Below are 19898 nucleotides of genomic sequence, written 5' to 3' on the forward strand. Positions count from 1 at the left end.
AACGTACTGAAAGCAGAGACAGACCCGGCGGACGAAGCGTCGGGAGGGGTTCGACGGAGGTCGCCGTGGCTGCCCTTGGCGGTCGTCGGCCTCGTCGGGGCGGTGCTCGCCTGGCTGAATCAGGTGCCGTGGTGGGGCTGGCTCGTCGTCGCTGCGGCTCTGGCACTGGTGGCGTTCGCCGCGAGGACGTGGCGGCGCCGGCGATGGTTCGTCCGGGGAGCGGCGTGGGTCGCGGCCGCGGGTGTCGTCGGAGCCGCAGCGCTCGCGGCCGGTCCGCCGCCCGCGACCCGGACCCTCGACGGTCCGCACACGGCACCGGTGGCGACCGCCCAGGGCGACGTCATCGGAGTGCGGGACGCCGCGGCCGGTGTCGACGCCTTCGCGGGCATCCCCTACGCCGCTCCGCCGGTCGGGGCACTGCGCTGGGCGGCGCCGAGCCCGGCCCCGCAGCGCTCGACCGTCCTCGTCGCCGACGACTTCGGACCCTCGGCCGTCCAGCCCGCGCCGTCGTTCGTCTCCCGGGCCGCCACCCGCGTGCTCGACCTGCCGCTCGAGGAGACGCTGCTCGGCGGCTACGACACGGACGAGGACAGCCTGCACCTGAACATTTGGCGGCCGTCCGCCGCGGCCGCCGAGCCCCGCCCCGTGCTCGTCTACCTGCACGGCGGCGGATTCGTGGCCGGCTCCGGCGCTCTGCCCGCCTACGACGGCACGGCGCTGGCCTCTCGTGGCGGCACCCTCGTCGTCACACTCAACTACCGGCTCGGGGTCTTCGGCTTCCTCGCCGAGGACGCCCTCGGCGGCAGCACCCCGGGCAACCAGGGCCTGCTCGACCAGGTCGCCGCTCTGCACTGGCTGCAGGACAACATCGCCGCGTTCGGCGGAGACCCGGACCGGGTGACCGTCGCCGGTCAGTCGGCCGGCTCGGGCAGCGCCTGCCTCCTCGGCGCCTCGCCGCTGGCGGCCGGACTCCTGCACGGGATCATCGGCGAGAGCGGCGGCTGCCTGGGAACGGCGGGCGACCGCGACCAGGGCGACCTCTACGACACCGCCGCCGTGGCGCGCGAGGCGGCGGTCGGACTGAGCGAGGCCCTCGGCGGGGCGAGCCTGGCGGAGATGCGGGCGATGCCGGCCGCGCGCATCGCCGAGGCCGCGAAGAGCCTCTCGACGCACTGGTGGCCGACCGTCGACGGCGTGGTCCTCGTGGACACCCCGAGCGCCGTCTACGCGGCCGGGCGGCAGAACGACGTCCCCCTCCTCCTCGGCAGCAACTCCGACGAGACGTCACTCGACCTGATCAGCGGCGTCGACTCGGACCCGGAGACCTGGGCCCGGGAGGCGCGGGAGGACTACGGCGAGGATGCGGACCGCTTCCTCGAGCTGTACCCGGGCGGCGACGCGGACCAGGTCACGCAGTCGCGCCTGCGGGCCGGCACCGACGAGTCGATGACCGCGCCGATGCGCCGGTGGGCGCTCGCGGCCGCCGCCTCGGGGTCGGCGCCCGTCCACGTCTACTCCTTCACCCGCACCCCGCCCGGCCGCGGCCTGGAGCGCTTCGGCGCCTATCACGGCGCAGAGGTCATGTACGCGTACGGGAACCTCGGCGCGGACGGCGACGCCGACTACACGGCCGTCGACCGCCGGCTCGAGAGCGAGATGAGCGGGCGCTGGCTCGCCTTCGTCGCCGGCGAGGAGCCGGACACTTCCGGCGGGGAGCGCTGGCCCTCGTTCCAGGAGTCTCCCGACAGCGTCCTGGAGTTCGGCGATGTCGTCCGCGTCACCGATCGCCCCACCCCGGACGCGGTCGACTTCTGGCTGAGCCGGGCGAGCTGACCCGGGGCCGTCAGGCCGTCTTCGAGGTCGGCCGGACGTCCGGATCCTTGCCGAAGCGGCGGACGAAGGTCTGGCGCAGCTCCTCGAGCTGCTCGCGCTCGCGGTCGCTGATCGGATCCGCCTGTCCCGCAGCGATCCGACGCTGCAGGCTGTTCGCTCTCCTGATCACCTCGACCACGGGAACCACCTCCGTCTTCCGTTTTCCGTCGCCTCGGGCAGCGTGTCCATGCTCCGCGGAGGCGCCGATCACGACACGTTCGCGACCGCGGCGCCCGCCCTGGCGGAGGACCGCGGTCTCCGGTCGTGGGGTGACGGGTCTCGCTCGTTCGGGGGGTAGGGACGGCGCGAGATGACGGCCGGGACCCGTTGTCGCGGGTCATCGCGAGTGCCAGGGTCGGCACTGGGCGAGTCGTGCAGGCGCCCGGTCGCTCCGTCCGTAGAGGAACCCGCTGATGCGTTTCACTATCCGCCGATCCGCTGTCCGCCGATCCGCTGTCCCCCGCAGTCTCGCCGTCGCCGTGCTGGCCGTCGCGCTCATCGTCTCCGGCGCTCCCGCCCAGGCGGCGCCCGCTCCGGCGCAGGCGGCAGCAGCGGCAGCACCCGTGGTCGGCCCGATCACCGGGGTCGCCTCGAAGCGCTGCCTCGACGTGCCGAACGGGTCGACCGCGAACCGGACGATCGTGGTCCTCTACGACTGCAACAGCGGCGCCAACCAGAAGTGGACGATCGCCACGACCGGCGAGATCACCGTCTACGGCGGCGCGAAGTGCCTGGAGGTGCGCAACCGCTCGACGACGGCCGGCGCCGACGTGCAGATCTCGGACTGCGTCGGCGGGGACGGACAGCGCTGGCGGGTCGAGAGCGACGGCACCATCCGCGCCGTCGCCTCGGGCCTCTGCCTGAGTGTCAAGGACCGGAAGACGGCGAACCGCTCATCGGTGCAGATCGCGGCCTGCGCCGGCGGCGACTGGCAGAAGTGGCGGACCAGCGCGGTCGTCGCGGACACCACGGCCCCGTCCGCGCCGGGGAGCCCGCGGGTGACGAACCTCGCCTGCCGCACGGCGACCTTCTCCTGGAACGCGTCCACGGACGCCGTCGGAGTGGCGGGATACGACGTGTACCACGACGGCCAGTTCATGACGTCGGTCGCCGGGAACGTCCTGTCCACCGGCCTCGATGTGGTGCCGGGCGCGCAGTGGGGCCTCTACGTGAACGCCCGGGACGCCGCCGGCAACGTCTCACAGGCGAGCGCCACCGTCGCGGTCACGGTCCCGCAGTGCAGCACCGACACGCAGGCGCCGACGAGCCCGACCGGGCTCACCGCGAGGGCGTCCGGCACCGCTGTCACCCTCACCTGGACCGCGAGCACCGACGACGTCGGGGTGCGCAGCTACACCGTCTTCCGCGGCTCCGCGCAGGTCGGCACGGTCGCCGGCAGCGGCACGACGGCGCCGGTCACGACGTTCACCGAGAGCGGGCTCGCGGCGAACACGGCCTACTCCTACACGGTCGCGGCCGTCGACGCCCAGGGCAACACCTCCGCTCGCAGCGCCGCCGCCGCGGTGACCACGGGCGGCGCCTGCAGCACCGCGTTCTGCACCGTCACCCAGACCGCCACCGACACCGACATCCCCTGGGGGCTGACCACCGTCCCCGACGGGACCGTGCTCTACTCCCGCCGCGACGCGCAGGACATCGTCCGCCTGAACCCCACGACCGGCGTGAAGACCAGCCTCGGGACCGTGCCGAACGTGCAGAGCACGGACGGCGAGGGCGGTCTGCTGGGCATCGCGGTGTCGCCGACGTTCGCCACCGACCAGTGGCTGTACGTGATGCACACCTCCCCCACCGACAATCGGGTGATCCGCCTCAAGCTCGTCGGCGACCGCCTCGACACGAGCACGGTGCAGGTCCTCGCCTCCGGGATCCTGCGGAACAAGTACCACAACGGCGGACGCCTGCGCTTCGGCCCCGACGGCAAGCTCTACGTCAGCACCGGCGACGGGCAGAACACCGCCACCGCGCAGAACCTGAACTCCCTCAGCGGCAAGATCCTGCGGATCAACCCCGACGGCTCGATCCCCTCGGACAACCCGTTCGGGAACGCCGTCTGGAGCTACGGGCACCGGAACCCCCAAGGGCTCGCCTTCGACTCGCAGGGCCGTCTGTGGGAGCAGGAGTTCGGCAACAGCGTCATGGACGAGACGAACCTCATCGTCCGCGGCGGCAACTACGGCTGGCCCGCCTGCGAGGGGACCTCCGGCAGCTGCGGCACCGCCGGCCTCCTCGCCCCGAAGGCGACGTATCCGACGTCCGCGGGCTCCTGCTCCGGCCTGACGGTCGTCCGCGACGTCGTCTACATCGCCTGCCTCCGCGGCACCCGCCTCTACCGCGCGCCGATCACCGGCGACGCGCTGGCCACCCCGACCTCCGCCTTCGTCGGCACCTACGGCCGCCTGCGCACCGTCGAGCCCGACGGCCAGGGCGGCCTCTGGATGACGACCTCCAACACCGGCGACAAGGACAGCATCCCGAACAACAGCAGCGAGAAGATCCTCCGCGTGACCCTCGGCGGCTGACCCGCCAGATCGGCCGGCAGACCCGTCTTCTGACGCTGGTGGATCTCGATACGCCCGCTGCGCGAGCTACTCGATCAACATGCATCCGCGCTCGACGGCCGCATGCCGGCGTGCCCCACGCATGCTGGTCGAGTAGCCGCCTGCGGCGGCGTATCGAGACCCACCGTCCTCCGCGGGGTGGTCTGCAGACCTGCCTTCCGGTGCGGGTGGATCTCGATACGCCCGCTGAGCGGACTACTCGATCAGCATGGATCCTCGCTCTGCGGGCTATTCGATCAGCAGGCATCCGTCCTCACTCTTCGTGCGAGGCGTGCGCGGCCTCTGACGATCGCGATTGACTACGCAGTCAAACCGTGTTGTACTCGTCGGACCGCGCAGTTGACTGCGCTGTCAACCTCAGGTCGAGGACGAGCGAAGGAGCTGCGACGTGGACGCATCGAAGGCCGTGCCGCAGCCGGACGACCGCGGTCGCCGGGTCTCGATGGCCGACGTGGCCCGCGCCGCCGGAGTGAGTCAGAAGACGGTCTCCCGCGTCGTCAACGGGGAGGCGCACGTCTCCCCCGAGATCGGCGAGCGCGTGGCCACGGCGATCCGCACCCTCGGCTTCCGGCCGAACGCCGCCGCCCGAGCCCTGGTCACCCAGCGGAGCCGCCGGATCGGCATGGTGACGATGAGCACCTCGCTCTACGGTCCGTCCGCGATCCTCGACGGCGTCGAGCAGGCCTCCCGTGCCGCCGGCTACTCCCTCAGCGTCGTGCGCACGGCGGAGAACAGCGGCGCGGAGCTGCAGGAAGCGGTCGACGCCCTCGTCGATCAGGGCGTCGACGGCATCATCCTCTCGGAGCCGGTCGACTTCGGGCATCCGCGCCTCACCATCCCCGCCGACGTCACGGTGCTCAGCTTCGACCACCCGAGCGAGGCGCACCGCCCCGAGGAGCTCGTCGTCGGCACCGACGAGGCCGGGGCCGCCCGCAGCGCCACCGAGCACCTCCTCGCCCTCGGCCATGAGACGGTCTGGCACATCGCCGGCGCCGGCACCTGGTCGGCCACCCGCCGTCGCATCGACGGCTGGCGGACCGCCCTCGCCGACGCCGACGCCGCCGAGCCGCCCGTGCTGAGCGGCGACTGGAGCCCGCGCTCGGGGGCGGAGGCGATGGCGTCGATCCTGCACCGCCGCGATGTCACCGCCGTCTTCGCCGCCAACGACCAGATGGCCGTGGGGGCGATCCATGCCGCCGAGGCGGCCGGCCTGCGCATCCCCGAGGACCTCAGCGTCGTCGGCTTCGACGACGATCCGATCTCGGAGTTCCTGCACCGGCCGCTCACCACGGTCAAGCAGGACTTCGCCGAGGTCACGCGCATCGCGATGCACCGGATGATCCGCACCCTCGACGGCCACGCGCCGACCGAGCGGCACCGCTCGGTCCCCGCCCAGCTGATCGTCCGCGCGTCCAGCGGGCCCGCGAACCCCGAGCGCGCGGCGCTGGCGCCCGCGTCGCCCGTCCCTGTCCCGTAGCTCCCCGTCCCGGCCCTCGGCCCTCGGCTCCCCCTTCCCGCCCTCCCCGTCCCTTCCCACCGCCGTCCGTGCGGTCAGCACGAGCCGCCTCCGCGCGGTCCCTCCGGCGCGCCCGTCGGCCCGTCCCTCCCCCTTCTCCGAAGGAGCTCCTCCATGCACCCACTGTCCCCCGCGCTCTCGCGCCGCGGGCTGCTCCGTCTCGGCGCCGCCGCCGGCGGCTCGGCGGCCCTCGCCTCCCTGCTCGCCTCGTGCGCCGCGACCGGCCCGCAGGCGGCCGTCGAGTCCGGAGCCGTCGACCTCTCGTTCTGGACGCACGACGACGGCTACGTGACGTTCTTCACGGAGGCGCTCGCCCTCGCCGATGCACGCACCGACTTCTCCTACTCGCTCGATGTCACCAAGATCGGCGCGACCGACATCGTCACCAAGCTGATCGCGCAGGCCGTCGCGGGCTCCGGCACGCCGGACCTCGTCGGCATCGAGGTCGCGAACTTCGCCCGCACGCTCCGCGGCTCGATCGCCCCCGAGCTGCTGGTGGACCTCACCGAGGCGACCGCCCCCTACCGCGACGACCTGATCGCCGCCCGCGTCGACGCGTTCAGCAAGGACGGCGCCCTCTACGCGCTCGACTCCGACACTCCGCTCGCCGTCTACTACTACCGGGAGGACGAGTTCGCGCGCCTCGGCGTGCCGACCGACCTCGAGACCTGGGAGGAGTTCGCCCGCGTCGGCGGCGAGATCAGCGCGCGGGAGGGCGTGTCCTTCGGCGCGCTCTCCGTCGGAAGCGATCTGCCGCAGGTCGTGCAGGGCTACCAGCTGCTGCTGATGCAGCGCGGCGGACAGCTCTTCGACCGTGACGGGAACCTCGACCTCGCCACTCCGGAGGCCGAGGAGGCCCTGCAGTTCGCGGTCGACGGACTCGCCTCCGGATTCTTCACGACCGTCGCCGACTACTACGGCCCGAGCATGCAGAGCGGCCTGAAGCAGGGCTCGATCCTCGGGGTCGACATGCCCACCTGGTACTCGAGCTACGGCATCAAGCCGAACGTGCCCGAGCAGGCCGGCCTCTGGCGGGTGAAGACGCTCCCCCGCTTCGCGAACGGCGGCAGCCGCACGGCCGTGGGCGGCGGCACCGGCTTCGCCGCGGTCACCGGCAAGGCCAACAGCGACGCCGCGGTCGAGCTCGTCCTCGCCGCCTACCTCGACCCGGCCCAGCAGGTGAAGCGCTACCGCGACCTCGGCTATCTGCCGACACTGCGCTCGGTCTACGACGACCCCGAGCTCGCGACGATCACCGACGACTACTTCGGCGGCCAGGCGCTCTTCGACGTCTACGGCGAGATCATCGACGAGGTCCCGTCGCTCTTCCAGAGCCAGGACCAGCAGATCCTCACGACCGTGCTGTCGGGCTACCTCCTCCAGGCCTACAAGGGCACCCTCTCCCCGGCGCAGGCGCTCCGCGCCACGGCCGAGGACTTCCGCGGCCAGGCCCGCAGCTAAGGATCGATGATGTCGACTCTCACCACGGCCGGGGCGCCCGCCTCCGCTCAGGACGGCCGCGGCGGCTCCCCGCTCGAGGCACGGCGCGCCGCGAAGCGGAAGCGCCTGAACACCTCCGGCGGCCGGGCCCCGTACCTCTTCATCGCGCCGTTCTACCTGCTCTACGCGCTGTTCATGATCGTCCCGGTCGGGGCGGCGATCTACCTCAGCCTCACCGAGTGGGTCGGCCTCGGCTCCCCCGAGTTCGTCGGGCTGGCCAACTACGGCAACCTGCTCGGCGACACGAGCTTCGGCGTCGCGCTGGTGAACACGCTGATCTACACGCTGATCGCGGTGTTCGTCATCGTGCCGTGCTCGCTGCTGATCGCGCAGGGCCTCAATGCCCGCGGGCTCAAGGCGCGCGACCTGTTCCGGCTCACCTTCTTCATCCCGATGGTGCTCTCGCCGATCGTCATCGCGCTGATCTACAGCCTGATCTTCGACCGCAGCTACGGACTACTGAACTCGCTGATCCGCGCGGTCTTCGGGTTCGGTGACATCGACTGGCTCGGCGACCCGACGCTCGCCAAGGTCGCGATCGGCTTCGTCCTGCTCTGGCGCACGGTCGGATACCTGACGATCTTCTTCCTCGCCGCACTGCAGGCCGTGCCGAAGGAGCTGTACGAGGCGGCCGAGCTCGACGGCGCCGGCGTGCTCGCGAAGTTCCGCACCGTCACGCTCCCCGCGATCCGCCCGGTGACCGCGTTCGTCGTCGTCACCTCCTTCATCAGCGCCGCCCAGCTCTTCGACGAGCCGTACCTGCTCACGCGGGGCGGACCAGGCGAGGCGACCCTCTCCGTCTCGATGTTCATCTACCGCGCCGCGTTCGAACGCCAGCAGTTCGGCTACGCCGCCGCGGCCGGAGTCGTGCTCTTCGTGCTCGTCTTCGCCGTCAGCCAGATCCTCAACCGCGCCCTCGCCATCGGGAGAACCTCATGACCGCCACCACGGGAATCGTCACCGCCGACGCTCCGGAGCGCCGCATCCCGCGGAGGCAGCGCCGGGCGAGCGGCGGCGAGCGCGCCCGCCGCGGACTGCTCTACGTCACCCTCTCGGCCCTGCTGCTCGTCTTCGTGTTCCCGCTGCTGTGGGCGCTGAGCGGCTCGTTCAAGAACCGCGGCGACATCTTCTCCACTCCCCCGTCGCTCGTCCCGAACCCGGCGACCACCGACAACTACGTCAACCTGCTGACCACGCAGCCCTTCTGGGCCTGGTTCGGCATGAGCGTCGGCACCTCGCTGCTGGCGACCGCGGTCTCGGTCTTCGTCTGCGCGATGGCGGGCTACGGCTTCGCGAAGTTCGCCTTCCGCGGCAAGAAGGTGCTCTTCACGATCATGTTCTCGTCGCTGTCGGTGCCGTTCGTCGTGATCCTGGTGCCGCTGTTCATCCTGATCGTGAAGGCGGGGCTCTCGAACCCGTGGTTCGCGCTGATCGTGCCGTGGGTCGCTCCCGCGTTCGGGATCTTCCTGATGCAGCAGTTCATCGTCCAGTCCATCCCGGACGAGATCATCGAGGCCGCCCGGATCGACGGCAACAGCGAGTTCGGCACCTTCTGGCGCGTGGTGCTGCCGCTGCTGCGCCCCTCCCTCGGAGCGCTGGGCGTCTGGGGCTTCCTGCAGAGCTACAACAGCTTCCTCTGGCCGCTCGTGCTGCTCTCGGACTCGTCGCAGTACACGATCCCGCTCGGGCTCAACATCCTCTTCGCGTCCGAGAACCGCTCCTACGACCTCGTCCTCGCCGGCGCGGTGCTCGCCTCGGTGCCGACGATCCTGGTGTTCTTCCTGCTGCGCAAGCAGCTGCTCGACGGGCTGACCGCGGGCGCCGTCAAGGGCTGACACCCCCACCGCCTTCCTCCGCCACTCCTCTCCCGAACGTCCGAAAGGCCCTCCCATGCAGCACCTCACCGACCGCATCCTGTTCGGCGCGGCCTACTACCACGAGTACCAGCCGACCTCCCGGCTGGGCCGCCGCGACCTCGCCGAGGACTTCCGGCTGATGAAGGCCGCGGGCTTCACGGTCGTCCGCGTCGGCGAGTCGGTCTGGTCCACCTGGGAGCCCGAGAACGGCGTCTTCGAGCTCGACTGGCTGCAGCCGGTGCTCGATGCGGCCCACGAGCACGGCATCGCGGTCGTGCTGGGCACGCCGACCTACGCGGCGCCGATGTGGCTCGCTCGGCTGTACCCCGAGATCAACGTCGAGCGCTCGAGCGGTCGGCCGATGGGCTGGGGAGCCCGGCAGGAGATCGACTACTCGCACCCGGCCTTCCTCTTCCACGCCGAGCGGCTCATCCGGAGGATCGTCGAGCGCTACGCCGCGCATCCCGCGGTGATCGGCTTCCAGGTCGACAACGAGCCGGGCAACGAGATCTTCCACAACCGGCAGGTCTTCCAGCGCTTCGTCGACCACCTGCGCGCGCGCTACGGCACCGTCGAGACGCTGAACGACGAGTGGGGGCTGACCTACTGGTCGCACCGCCTGTCGACCTGGGCCGACCTCTGGACCCCGGACGCCAATCAGCAGCCGCAGTACGACCTGGCCTGGCGCCGCTTCCAGGCCTCGCTGACCACGGACTTCATCGGCTGGCAGGCCGACATGGTCCGGGAGATCACCGCGCGGGCCGGCCGCGACGACCAGTTCGTCACCACCTGCATCTCCTACGAGCGCCGGACGGTGCAGGACGAGGAGCTCGTGCGCTCCCTCGACATCGCCGCCGGCAATCCCTACTACCGGATGCAGGACGGGCTCGAGCTGCCGGACGCGCGGGTGTTCGATCAGCACTGGACGACCTCGGGCACCTGGGCGCTGTACGCCACCGCGGACCGCATGTACGGATCGAAGCAGGCGCCGTTCCTGGTGACCGAGACCGACGCGCAGGCGATCGGCATGCCGTGGTCGAACGAGCCCGGCTACGACGGGCAGTGGCGCCAGGCCGCCTGGGCTCTGGTCTCGCGGGGCGCGACGATGATCGAGTACTGGCACTGGCACACGCTGCACCACGGCGCCGAGACCTACTGGGGCGGGATCCTGCCGCACTCGCAGGAGCCGGGCCGGGTCTACGAGCAGATCGCCGCGCTGGGTGCCGACTTCGCTGCCGCCGGCGACCGGGTGACCGAGCTGACCCCCGACTCCGATGTGGCGATCCTGTTCTCGAACGAGAGCAAGTGGGCGCTCGAGGAGTACCCCTCGTTCAGTGACCCGACCCAGGGCACCGGCGCCGCCCGCGGCGTGCCCGTCGCGTCGACGCGCACCTTCCAGACCGTCTTCGACTCCTTCGCGCGCGGCGCCTTCGACGCGGGGCTGCAGTCGAACACGGTGCACCCCTCGCAGCTGACCGAGACGACGCCCGCCGCCTACGCGGCCGCGCATCCCGTGCTGGTCGCCGCGGCGTTCACCATCGCCGACGACGCGCAGCTGCAGTGGCTGGAGGCGTACGCGGCCGCGGGCGGGCACCTGGTCGTGGGCGTGCGCACCGGCTACGAGGACGAGGAGGCGCGGGCCCGGCTGCAGCGCAAGCCCGCCTTCCTCGACCAGGCCGCCGGTGTTCACTACGACGAGTTCGCGAACCTCGCGGTCCCGCTGCCGGTCGTCGCGGAGTCGGGCTTCCCGCTGCCGGTGGGCGCCACGGCGACCCTGTGGGCGGACGGCCTGCAGCCCGACGACGCCGACGTGCTGGTGCGCTACGTCCATCCGCACCACGGCCGGTTCGCCGCCGTGACGACGCGTGCGCACGGCGCGGGGCGGGTCACGACCGTCGGCACGGTGCCCGACCTCGAGCTGGCGCGTGCCCTGATGTCCTGGGTCGTCGGCGACGCCGCCTCGGGGTGGCGCCGTGCGGCCGCCTCGCAGACGGTCACCAGCGCGACCAACCGCCACGGCGAGCGGATCCGCTTCGTGCACAACTGGTCCTGGGAGCCCTCGGTGTACGCCTTGCCGGCCGCGGCCACCGATGTGCTGACCGGAGTCGAGCTGCGCGCCGGCGCCGAGCTCGAGCTCGGCCCGTGGGACGTGCGGGTCCTCGCCGCGGACGACTGAGCGACCGGCCCGGAGACCCACCGTGCCTGCAGCCCCGGCTCCTGACACGGTGGATCTCGATACGCCCTTCGGGCTACTCGATCAGCATGGATGCGGCGCGGCCGACCTGGGGTCGGCGGCGATCATGCTGGTCGAGTAGCCCCGCAGGGGCGTATCGAGACCCACCGCCCTCAGCAGTGCGGCCTGCAGCCCCGCCTCCTGGCGCGGGCGGGGGCTCCGCGTCTCTGCCAAGGTGGTCACGCGCCGGGTCTCCAGGCGGCCGACGCGGTGTGAAGGGGGTGGCCGACGCATGAGCGATGCGGCTGCGGGGTACTCGACGGCGCGAGCCGAGGATCCGCCGGCCTCACCCGAGGTGCTCTCGGAGCGCAGCGGACCGCGCTCGGTTCGCGCGCTCCGGCTCGGCGTCGGCGGCGCGGGCCTCCTCCTGACGCTGGTGCTGCTCGTCCCGCACGCACCGGCGCTCCCGGGGCTGTGGCTGGCGTTCCTGGTGCTGCTCGCAGCGATGTGGATCACGGCCTCGTTCCGGCTCGAGCTCGCCTCCGGCATCGGCACGGTCACCTTCGGGGTCGGCGTGTCGGTGCTCGCCTTCCTGGCGCAGGACGTGCCGCGCGTCCAGGCGCTGCTGCTGTGGGTGCTCGCGATCGCGCTCTTCCAGGTGATCTCGCGGCGCCCCTGGGCCGCCGTCGTCTACTGGACCGGTCTCGCCGCGCTCTCGGGCGGGGCGTTCCTGCTCGTCCTCTCCCTCTTCCCGCAGACGGGCTGGTGGCCGGTCCTCGCGGCGGTGCCGGCGGTGCTGGCCTACGGACTGCTCTCTATCGGAGCCGAGTACCTGCAGGCCTGGCTGACCCTGGCCGACGTCAGCGACGTGCCGCGGCCTGCGCTCCGGGCCGACCGGGTGCTGCTCGCCCTCGGCCTCAACATCGTGCTGGTGGCTCTCGCCTACGGCGCGCACCTCTCCGCCGGGGTCGAGCGCATCGATCTCGGCGCCGGCCTCGAGATCCGCTCGGCGAACACGCTCCTGATCGTCGCGCTGGCGGTCGCCGTGGTCAGCCAGTACCTCCGCCGCGCCCGGATCGAGCGCAAGCTGAACGGCCTGATCGAAGCGGCACTCGCTCTGCCGTGGGGCGACCAGGAGGCGATCTTCGAGACGCTCGAGCGGGCGGCCCGCACGGCGATCCCGTCAGCGAGCACGCGGATCTCCGCCACTCCCGGGCGCGCGTTCGAGCTGTCGGCGCCGATCACCACGCCCGGCCTGGGCCTGCGGCACGTGGTCCTGACGCGGCGCCCCGACTCCGGCGGCTTCACCGCACTCGAGCACCGCACCCTCCTCGCCCTCGCGCACATCGCGACCCAGGCCCTCTACGATCGCCGCAGCACCCGCGTGCTGCGCGACCAGGCCACGACCGACTCGGTCACCGGTCTCAGCAACCTCCGCGGCCTGTACGAGGAGTTCGCGGCGATCAGCGATCAGGAGGAGCGCGCGGTGCTGTTCATGGACCTCGACGACTTCAAGGCCGTCAACGACACCCACGGCCACTCGACGGGCAACACCGTCCTGCAGGAGGTCGCCCGTCGCATCCGCGAGAGCGTGCGCGGGGACGACGTGGTCGCGCGCATCGGCGGCGACGAGTTCGCCGTCCTCCTGGACTCGGTCACCGCCGGAGCCGTCGCGCTCCGGATCGCGCGCGCCGTCGAGCGGCACCTGGTCGTCGGCGACGCCGAGCTCCACCCCCGCATCAGCATCGGCGCCCCGGTCGCTGTCGACGGCGGCTCATTCGACCGGGTGATGCAGGAGGCGGACGAGCGGATGTACGAGACGAAGAAGGAGCGCAAGGGCGAGGAGGCTCAGGACGCGGCGGTGCAGGAGGTAGCGGTGCAGGAGGCGGAGTCGAAGGAGCTGGATCTCGTCGCCGAGGTCCGCGTCGCCGTCGCCGACGGGACGGTGCGAGTCGCCTTCCAGCCGGTGATCGACGTCGCCGAGCGGCGCATCGTCGGCTTCGAGGCGCTGGCCCGCTACACCCGGACCGACGGCACCGCGCTGAGTCCGATCACGCTCGTCGACATCGCGCGCTCGCTGGGCCTGCTGGACGAGCTGACGGTGCAGATCGTCGACCAGGCGGTGGCCTGCATGATCGAGTTCCGCGCGATCGATCCGTCGGTCACGTTCCTCAGCGTCAACATCGAGGCGGAGCAGCTGATGCACGACGGCGTCACCGAGGTGATCTGCGCACATCGCACCGCCGAGCAGGGCATCCAGCTCTGCCTCGAGCTGACGGAGGGCTCGATCGGGCACGTCGACGAGGCCGTCATCGAGCGGGTCCGCGCCCTCACCGCGGACGGCATCGCGATCGCGCTCGACGACTACGGCCAGGAGCACGCGGCCGCTGCGGCGCTGCTGACGGTGCCGCTGAGCATCGTCAAGATCGACCGTGTCTTCCTCGCCGACGAGGAGAACCCCCGGCACGCGACGATCCTCCGCTCGATCATCAACCTGGTCTCGGACCTCGACATGCACACGATCGTCGAGGGCGTCGAGACGACCTCCGCTCACGAGCTGCTGACGAGCCTGCATGCCGACCGGGCCCAGGGCTACTTCTATGGCCGCCCCCTCTTCCCGGAGCTCGTCAAGGAGCGCCTGCGCGCCACGGGCACGGCGGCGATGCCGGAGCAGCCGCCGGCGTAGCCCGCGGGGCGGCGGCCGCCTGCTCATCGAGCAGCCCGCAGCTGCCCCTGCATGCTGATCGAATAGCCCGCGGAGCGGGCGTATCGAGATCCACCGTCCGCCGGAGCCGGGTCTCGATACGCGCTGCGCGCTACTCGACCAGCATGTCTGTGGGCATCTCTTCCGAATTGATCCACCGTGCGGCGGGACCCGGCTCCTGGTGCGCGCCGCTCGACCGTCCCGCGGCGACGTGCTCGGGAGCTCTTGACAGCCGCGTCTAACGCGCGTTAGTTTGCTTCTGGCGCGCGACAGGGAGGTTGCCGGATGACACGCAGAGCAGTCACGATGAGCGACGTGGCGCGCCACATCGGCGTCTCCCGCTCGGCGGTCTCGTTCGCCTTCAACGACGAGAAGCAGGTCTCGAGTGAGACGAAGGCCCGGGTCCTCGCCGCGGCGGCCGAGCTCGGCTACCGGCCGAACGCCGGCGCCCGCGCCCTCGCCGGCCGCACCACCGACCTGTTCGGACTGGTCACGGACATCGTCTCGACCCCCTTCGCCGGCGAGCTGATCGCCGGAGCTCAGGAGTGGTTCTGGGAGCACGGCAAATCGCTGATCATCGTCGGCACCCCCACGCCCGACCGCCCGGACAGCAAGTCGGTCGAGATGATGCTCGAGCACCGGGTGGGCGGCGTGATGATCGCCACGACCTACAACCGCGCCATCGAGATCCCGCGCGAGCTCGACGACATCGACGTCGCTCTCGTGCACTGCTACGACGAGGCCGGCACGCACCCCTCGATCGTCCCCGATGAGCAGGACGGCGGCTACACGGCCACCCGGCTGATGCTCGAGCGCGGACGCCGCCGCATCGCGCTCGTCGGGATCGACGAGCACCTCGACGCGGCCCGCGGCCGCCTCGCCGGCTACCGGCAGGCGCTCGAGGAGGCCGGTGTCCCGGTCGACCCCGCGCTGATCGTGGCCGGCGGAGCGGACGCGACGTCGGGCTACGACGCCACGAGGGCCCTGCTCGCCCGCGCGCGGCCCGACGGCCTGTTCTGCGGCAACGACCGCATCGCCATGGGCGCCTACGACGCGGCCCGCGAGGCCGGCCTGGGCATCCCGAGCGACCTCTCCATCGTCGGCTTCGACAACCACGAGGTCATCGCCGCCTATCTCCGTCCCTCGCTCACCACCATCGCGCTGCCGTTCCGCGAGATGGGCCGGCTCGGCGCCGAGCTCCTCGTGCGCGGCCCCGGCGATCACGACGTGCCGCGGCTCACCGTCCGCTGCCCTCCGATCCTGCGCGACTCCGTCTGACCGCGACTCCGCCTGACCCCGACCCCGCCTGACCCCGACTCCTCCACCGAGACGGCTCCCTCCCCCACCCCTGACTCCCTCCGCCCCGGCGGAGGCGCACCCCGCGGCGACGATCCCGGCCCCCGGCGCTCGCCCGTTCCATTCACAGTCGAAAGGAAAAACCATGTCCCGACCTTCTGCGCGACGCTTCTGGCGCGCGTTAGTAGTCCCCACGGTCCTCGCCACCGCGGTCGCCCTCGGCGCCGCCGGCTGCACCACCGCTCCGAGCACGAGCACCGGCGACACCCTGCGGATCGCCTCAATCGGCAACGCCTCCTTCACCCGCAACTTCAACCCGTTCTCGCCGTCCGCGCTCAAGATCACCAACCGCGCGATCTACGAGTCGCCGATGGTGACGAACCTCGCGAAGGGCGAGATCGAGCCCTGGCTGGCCAGCGGCTACCAGTGGAGCGACGACGGCCTGCAGCTCACCTTCACGTTGAACGACGGCCTGACCTGGTCGGACGGCGAGGCGCTCACCGCCGAGGACGTCGCCTACACCTTCGGTCTGGTGCGGAAGGTCCTCGGCGACGCGACATACGACTACGTCGACTCCGTCGCGGCTCCCGACGAGAAGACCGTCGTCTACACCTTCAACCGTCCGTACACCCCGGGCCTCTACGAGCTCGGCGTCCAGGTCGTCGTGCCCGAGCACGTCTGGAAGGACGTCGACGACCCGGCCACCTTCCAGAACCCCGACCCGGTCGGCTCCGGCCCGTTCACCCAGGTGCAGAGCTTCTCGGCGCAGTCCTTCGACCTGCTGCGGAACCCGGACTACTGGCAGACGGACAAGGCCGACTACTCCGGGATCCGCGTCATCGCCTACGGCGCCAACGACGCCGCCAACATCGCGGCGATCAACGGCGACATCGACTTCGGCCTCGGCTTCATCCAGGACATCCAGAAGACCTACGTGGACCCCGATCCCGAGCACCGCGGCTACTGGTTCCCCGCCGTCGGCAACACGGTCTCGCTCACGCTCAACACCACTCAGGCGCCGTTCGACGACGTGCAGCTGCGCAAGGCGATCAGCATGGGCATCGACCGCGACAAGGTCGCCGCGACCGGCATGAGCGGCTACACCCACCCCGCCGACTGCACGGGCCTGAGCGACGCCTACGACTCCTGGCGCGACGAGACCGTCGTCGCCCAGTGCGACTGGACGACCTACGACGTCGACGCCGCGAACGCGATGCTCGACGCGGCGGGCTACGCGAAGGGCTCCGACGGCATGCGCGTCGCGCCCGACGGCACCCCCGTCTCGTTCTCGATCGGGGTCGGCTCCGCCTCCACCGACTGGATCGCGGTCGCGCAGGTGATCTCCGACGACATGAAGGCCATCGGCGTCGACGCCCCGCTGAAGGTGCAGGACTGGTCGCAGATCAACCAGGCGCTCTTCGGCGGCACCTTCCAGGGCAACATCGCCTGGAGCCAGACCGGCGTCACCCCCTACGAGTTCTACCGGGGCATGCTCTCCTGCCGCACGGTCCAGCCCGAGGGCGAGCAAGCCACGCAGAACTTCCAGCGCTTCTGCGACCCGCAGGCCGACGTCCTGCTCGATCAGTTCGCCGCGGCGACGAGCGAGGACGAGCAGCGCTCGGTGATGAACCAGCTGCAGGCCCTCTACTCCGAGCAGGCGCCGACCGTCCCGCTGTTCCCCGGCCCGGAGTGGGGCGCCTACAACAGCACCACCTTCGTCGGCTGGCCCAGCGAGGAGGACCCCTACGCGACCCTCTCCCCCGAGTCGTCCAGCACGGTCAAGGTGCTGACCACGATCCACCCGCGCTGATCCCGCCCGTCGGTGGCGGAGCCTCCGGGCTCCGCCGCCCCCTCCTCCTGTGAAAGGGACTCCCGTGACCCTGTTCTACAAGCCCGAGCGCGCGCGCCTCGGCGACACCATCCCCTACTTCGCGGACGGCGTCTTCCACGTCTTCTACCTCAAGCGCTACGCCGACGACACCCACGACCGCATCGAGACGGACTGGTGGCACGTCTCGACGACCGACTTCGTCGAGTTCGAGGAGCACGGCCCGGCCGTCCGCCGCGGCGGCCTCCGCGACGCCGACGCCTCGGCGGCGACCGGCAGCGTGATCCGCATCGGCGACCGCTGGTACGCCTACTACACCGGCTTCGGCGAGTGGCAGAAGGAGCAGGGCGGCCGTCACCAGACCGTCCTCCGCGCCACCAGCACCGACCTCGTCACCTGGGAGAAGGAGGCGGACTTCGCGCTCGTCGCCGACGCCGAGCGCTACGACGCGCACGAGTGGCGGGACCCCTTCGTCCTCGAGCAGGAGGACGGCACGTACCTGATGCTGATCGCCGGGCAGAGCCTCGACGGTCCGGCGCTGCGCCGCGGAGTCACCGCCACCGCCACCTCCCCCGACGGACTGACCTGGACCGTCGGCGAGCCGCTCTGGGGGCCGGGTCTCTTCTCGATGCACGAGTGCCCCGACCTGTTCCGGATGGGCGACCGCTGGTACCTCGTCTACTCCACCCTCACCGACCGCACCGTCACCCGGTACCGCACCGCGACCTCGCTCGAGGGCCCCTGGACCGCGCCCGACGACGACGAGCTCGACGGCCTCGGGCTCTACGCCGCGAAGACGATCTCCGACGGCGAGCGCCGCTACCTCGTCGGCTGGTGCCCGAACTACGCCGTCGGCAAGGACGGCGCGCCGTGGCTCTGGGGCGGGAACCTCGTCGTGCACGAGCTGCTGCAGAACGAGGACGGCACGCTCCGCGTCGTCGAGGCGGCCCTGACCCGCCGGACGCTGCAGCGGGATCGGGCGGCCGCTCCGGTCGCCCTCGCTGCGACGAGTGTCGGCTCCGAGCACGGCTTCGAGCGGCAGGTCCTCGCCCGGATGCCGCACACGGGACTCGTCGACATCGTGCTCACTCCGTCGCCCGGTACGAAGGCTTTCGGAGTGGAGCTGCGCACCGACGAGACCGGCCGCCCCGGCTACTCCGTGACGATCGAGCCCGGGAAGCACCGCGTGCGGATCGACCGCCTCGACCGGTTCGGCTCGGACGCGCCGTTCGACGTGCGCCCGTTCGAGGCGCCGGAGGGCGAGCTGGCGATGACGGTCGTGTTCGACGGCGAGGTCTCGGTCGTCTACCTCGGCGGCACGTCCGCCTTCACCTTCCGCGGCTACGACCAGCGGGGCGACTCCCTCGCGGTCTTCGCGCAGGAGGGGCGCATCGAGGTCTCCGGGGAGCTCCGGAGCATCCAGGACGAGAAGGAGGACGACCGATGAGCAGCGAGTTCCTGACCCGCTCGAACGCCGCACTGACCGCCGGCGACCGTTCGCGGTCCGTCACGGCGGAGAATCCGACCGGTGCCCCCGGCGAGGGCGGCCGCGCCTCCTCGATCCTCGGCCCGGGCCGGAAGGGCGCCCCGTGCATCACCCTGCCGGCCGGTGAGACGACGGTGCTCGCCGATCTCTCCGGCGCCGGCGAGATCCGGCACGTCTGGTTCACGGTCGGCATGCACACCGAGGCCGTCGGCTTCGTGCTGCGCGACCTGGTGCTGCGGATGCACTGGGACGGCTCCGAGAGGCCCGCCGTCGAGGCGCCGCTGGGCGACTTCTTCTGCAACGGCAACGGCCAGCGCAGCCTGGTCACCTCGAGCCTCGTGCTCGTCGCGCCGACCGGCGGGATGAACGCCTACTTCGCGATGCCGTTCGCCGAGGGCGCGCGGATCACGATCGAGAACCAGCATCCGGTCGACGTCGGCGGGCTGTTCTACCAGATCGACTACGTCGAGAAGCAGGACGCGTCGGCGATCGGCCCGCTGCGCTTCCACGCGGAGTACCGGCGCGAGAACCCGACGGTGCGCGGCGTGGACTACACGGTCCTCGACGGTGTCGAGGGCTCGGGCGTCCTCGTCGGCACCTCGCTGACGATCGTCCAGCTGGAGCGCTACTGGTGGGGCGAGGGCGAGATGAAGTTCTTCCTGGACGGCGACACCGAGCACCCGACGATCTGCGGCACCGGCACCGAGGACTACTACGGCGGGGCCTGGGCGTTCCAGGACAGGCTGTCGAAGGAGTTCGAGCCGCAGGTCCTCACCTACAGCGCCCCGTACGTCGGCTACCCGACCTACGCCACCCGGGACGAGTCGCAGCAGGCGGTCTACGCGACCGCGATGGCGCCCGTCCACGGCATGTACCGCTGGCACGAGCCCGACCCGATCTACTTCCACTCGAGCCTGCGGGTGACCCTGCAGCAGATCGGGCAGGTCGGCCCGGACCTCGTCGAGCGCTCGGACGACGTGTCCTCGGTCGCCTACTGGTACCAGGACGCGCCGAGCCGCCCCGCTCGCCCCTTCCCGGCTCGCGCGGACCGTGTCCCCCGCTGAGTCCGTCCCGTCCGGCGCGCGCCG

Annotated in this window: 13 protein-coding genes; 12 read left to right on the forward strand and 1 reads right to left on the reverse strand. The window is 71.5% G+C overall.

Going from position 1 to position 19898, the window contains the following annotated elements:
- Positions 1-75: 75 nt before the first annotated feature.
- Entirely contained in the window at positions 76-1833 is a 1758-nt protein-coding gene (locus tag MT351_RS08345) for a carboxylesterase/lipase family protein (protein ID WP_243581890.1), read from the forward strand.
- Between the two features lie 10 nt (positions 1834-1843).
- Here MT351_RS08345 and MT351_RS08350 read toward each other — a convergent pair whose 3' ends face one another.
- Positions 1844-2011 (reverse strand): hypothetical protein, encoded by a 168-nt coding sequence (locus MT351_RS08350; protein WP_243581891.1) that lies wholly within the window; start codon positions 2009-2011, stop codon positions 1844-1846.
- Positions 2012-2285: 274 nt separating this feature from the next.
- Here MT351_RS08350 and MT351_RS08355 point away from each other — a divergent pair, with 274 nt between their 5' ends.
- The 11 genes from MT351_RS08355 (at position 2286) to MT351_RS08405 (ending at position 19874) form a co-directional block, all read left to right on the forward strand.
- Complete coding sequence (locus tag MT351_RS08355; RefSeq protein ID WP_243581892.1) at positions 2286-4412, forward strand: PQQ-dependent sugar dehydrogenase; 2127 nt, start codon at positions 2286-2288, stop codon at positions 4410-4412.
- Positions 4413-4839: 427 nt separating this feature from the next.
- Positions 4840-5928, forward strand: a complete 1089-nt coding sequence (locus MT351_RS08360) for a LacI family DNA-binding transcriptional regulator (protein ID WP_243581893.1) — start codon at positions 4840-4842, stop codon at positions 5926-5928.
- A gap of 153 nt (positions 5929-6081) precedes the next feature.
- Positions 6082-7428, forward strand: coding sequence for an ABC transporter substrate-binding protein (locus MT351_RS08365; RefSeq protein ID WP_127886662.1), 1347 nt, complete (start codon positions 6082-6084; stop codon positions 7426-7428).
- A 9-nt stretch (positions 7429-7437) separates the two neighbouring features.
- Positions 7438-8406, forward strand: coding sequence for a carbohydrate ABC transporter permease (locus MT351_RS08370; protein WP_123446502.1), 969 nt, complete (start codon positions 7438-7440; stop codon positions 8404-8406).
- Positions 8403-9302 carry a carbohydrate ABC transporter permease gene (locus MT351_RS08375; RefSeq protein WP_243581894.1) on the forward strand — a complete coding sequence of 300 codons (900 nt, stop codon included), beginning with the start codon at positions 8403-8405 and terminating at the stop codon, positions 9300-9302. Before MT351_RS08370 ends, MT351_RS08375 begins: the two co-directional genes overlap by 4 nt.
- Before the next feature lie 55 nt (positions 9303-9357).
- Complete coding sequence (locus MT351_RS08380; RefSeq protein WP_243581895.1) at positions 9358-11499, forward strand: beta-galactosidase; 2142 nt, start codon at positions 9358-9360, stop codon at positions 11497-11499.
- Positions 11500-11788: 289 nt separating this feature from the next.
- Positions 11789-14182, forward strand: coding sequence for a bifunctional diguanylate cyclase/phosphodiesterase (locus MT351_RS08385; protein ID WP_243581896.1), 2394 nt, complete (start codon positions 11789-11791; stop codon positions 14180-14182).
- Positions 14183-14485: 303 nt separating this feature from the next.
- The gene (locus tag MT351_RS08390; RefSeq protein WP_243581897.1) at positions 14486-15478 is read left to right on the forward strand and encodes a LacI family DNA-binding transcriptional regulator; all 993 of its coding nucleotides are present in this window, start codon (positions 14486-14488) and stop codon (positions 15476-15478) included.
- 163 nt (positions 15479-15641) lie between these two features.
- Entirely contained in the window at positions 15642-17306 is a 1665-nt protein-coding gene (locus MT351_RS08395; RefSeq protein ID WP_243581898.1) for an ABC transporter substrate-binding protein, read from the forward strand.
- Positions 17307-17370: 64 nt separating this feature from the next.
- Complete coding sequence (locus tag MT351_RS08400; RefSeq protein ID WP_243581899.1) at positions 17371-18771, forward strand: family 43 glycosylhydrolase; 1401 nt, start codon at positions 17371-17373, stop codon at positions 18769-18771.
- Positions 18768-19874, forward strand: coding sequence for a glycoside hydrolase family 172 protein (locus MT351_RS08405; protein ID WP_243581900.1), 1107 nt, complete (start codon positions 18768-18770; stop codon positions 19872-19874). Before MT351_RS08400 ends, MT351_RS08405 begins: the two co-directional genes overlap by 4 nt.
- The last annotated feature ends 24 nt before the right edge of the window (positions 19875-19898 follow it).

It is taken from the genome of Rathayibacter sp. VKM Ac-2926, from assembly GCF_022815565.1.
GTDB classification, from domain to species: Bacteria; Actinomycetota; Actinomycetes; order Actinomycetales; family Microbacteriaceae; genus Rathayibacter; species Rathayibacter festucae.

Coding starts and splice junctions, on each gene's coding strand:
- MT351_RS08370 (WP_123446502.1), top strand. CDS start 7,438: ATGTCGACTCTCACCACGGCCGGGGCGCCCGCCTCCGCTCAGGACGGC.
- MT351_RS08405 (WP_243581900.1), top strand. CDS start 18,768: ATGAGCAGCGAGTTCCTGACCCGCTCGAACGCCGCACTGACCGCCGGC.
- MT351_RS08380 (WP_243581895.1), top strand. CDS start 9,358: ATGCAGCACCTCACCGACCGCATCCTGTTCGGCGCGGCCTACTACCAC.
- MT351_RS08365 (WP_127886662.1), top strand. CDS start 6,082: ATGCACCCACTGTCCCCCGCGCTCTCGCGCCGCGGGCTGCTCCGTCTC.
- MT351_RS08355 (WP_243581892.1), top strand. CDS start 2,286: ATGCGTTTCACTATCCGCCGATCCGCTGTCCGCCGATCCGCTGTCCCC.
- MT351_RS08385 (WP_243581896.1), top strand. CDS start 11,789: ATGAGCGATGCGGCTGCGGGGTACTCGACGGCGCGAGCCGAGGATCCG.
- MT351_RS08395 (WP_243581898.1), top strand. CDS start 15,642: ATGTCCCGACCTTCTGCGCGACGCTTCTGGCGCGCGTTAGTAGTCCCC.
- MT351_RS08390 (WP_243581897.1), top strand. CDS start 14,486: ATGACACGCAGAGCAGTCACGATGAGCGACGTGGCGCGCCACATCGGC.
- MT351_RS08375 (WP_243581894.1), top strand. CDS start 8,403: ATGACCGCCACCACGGGAATCGTCACCGCCGACGCTCCGGAGCGCCGC.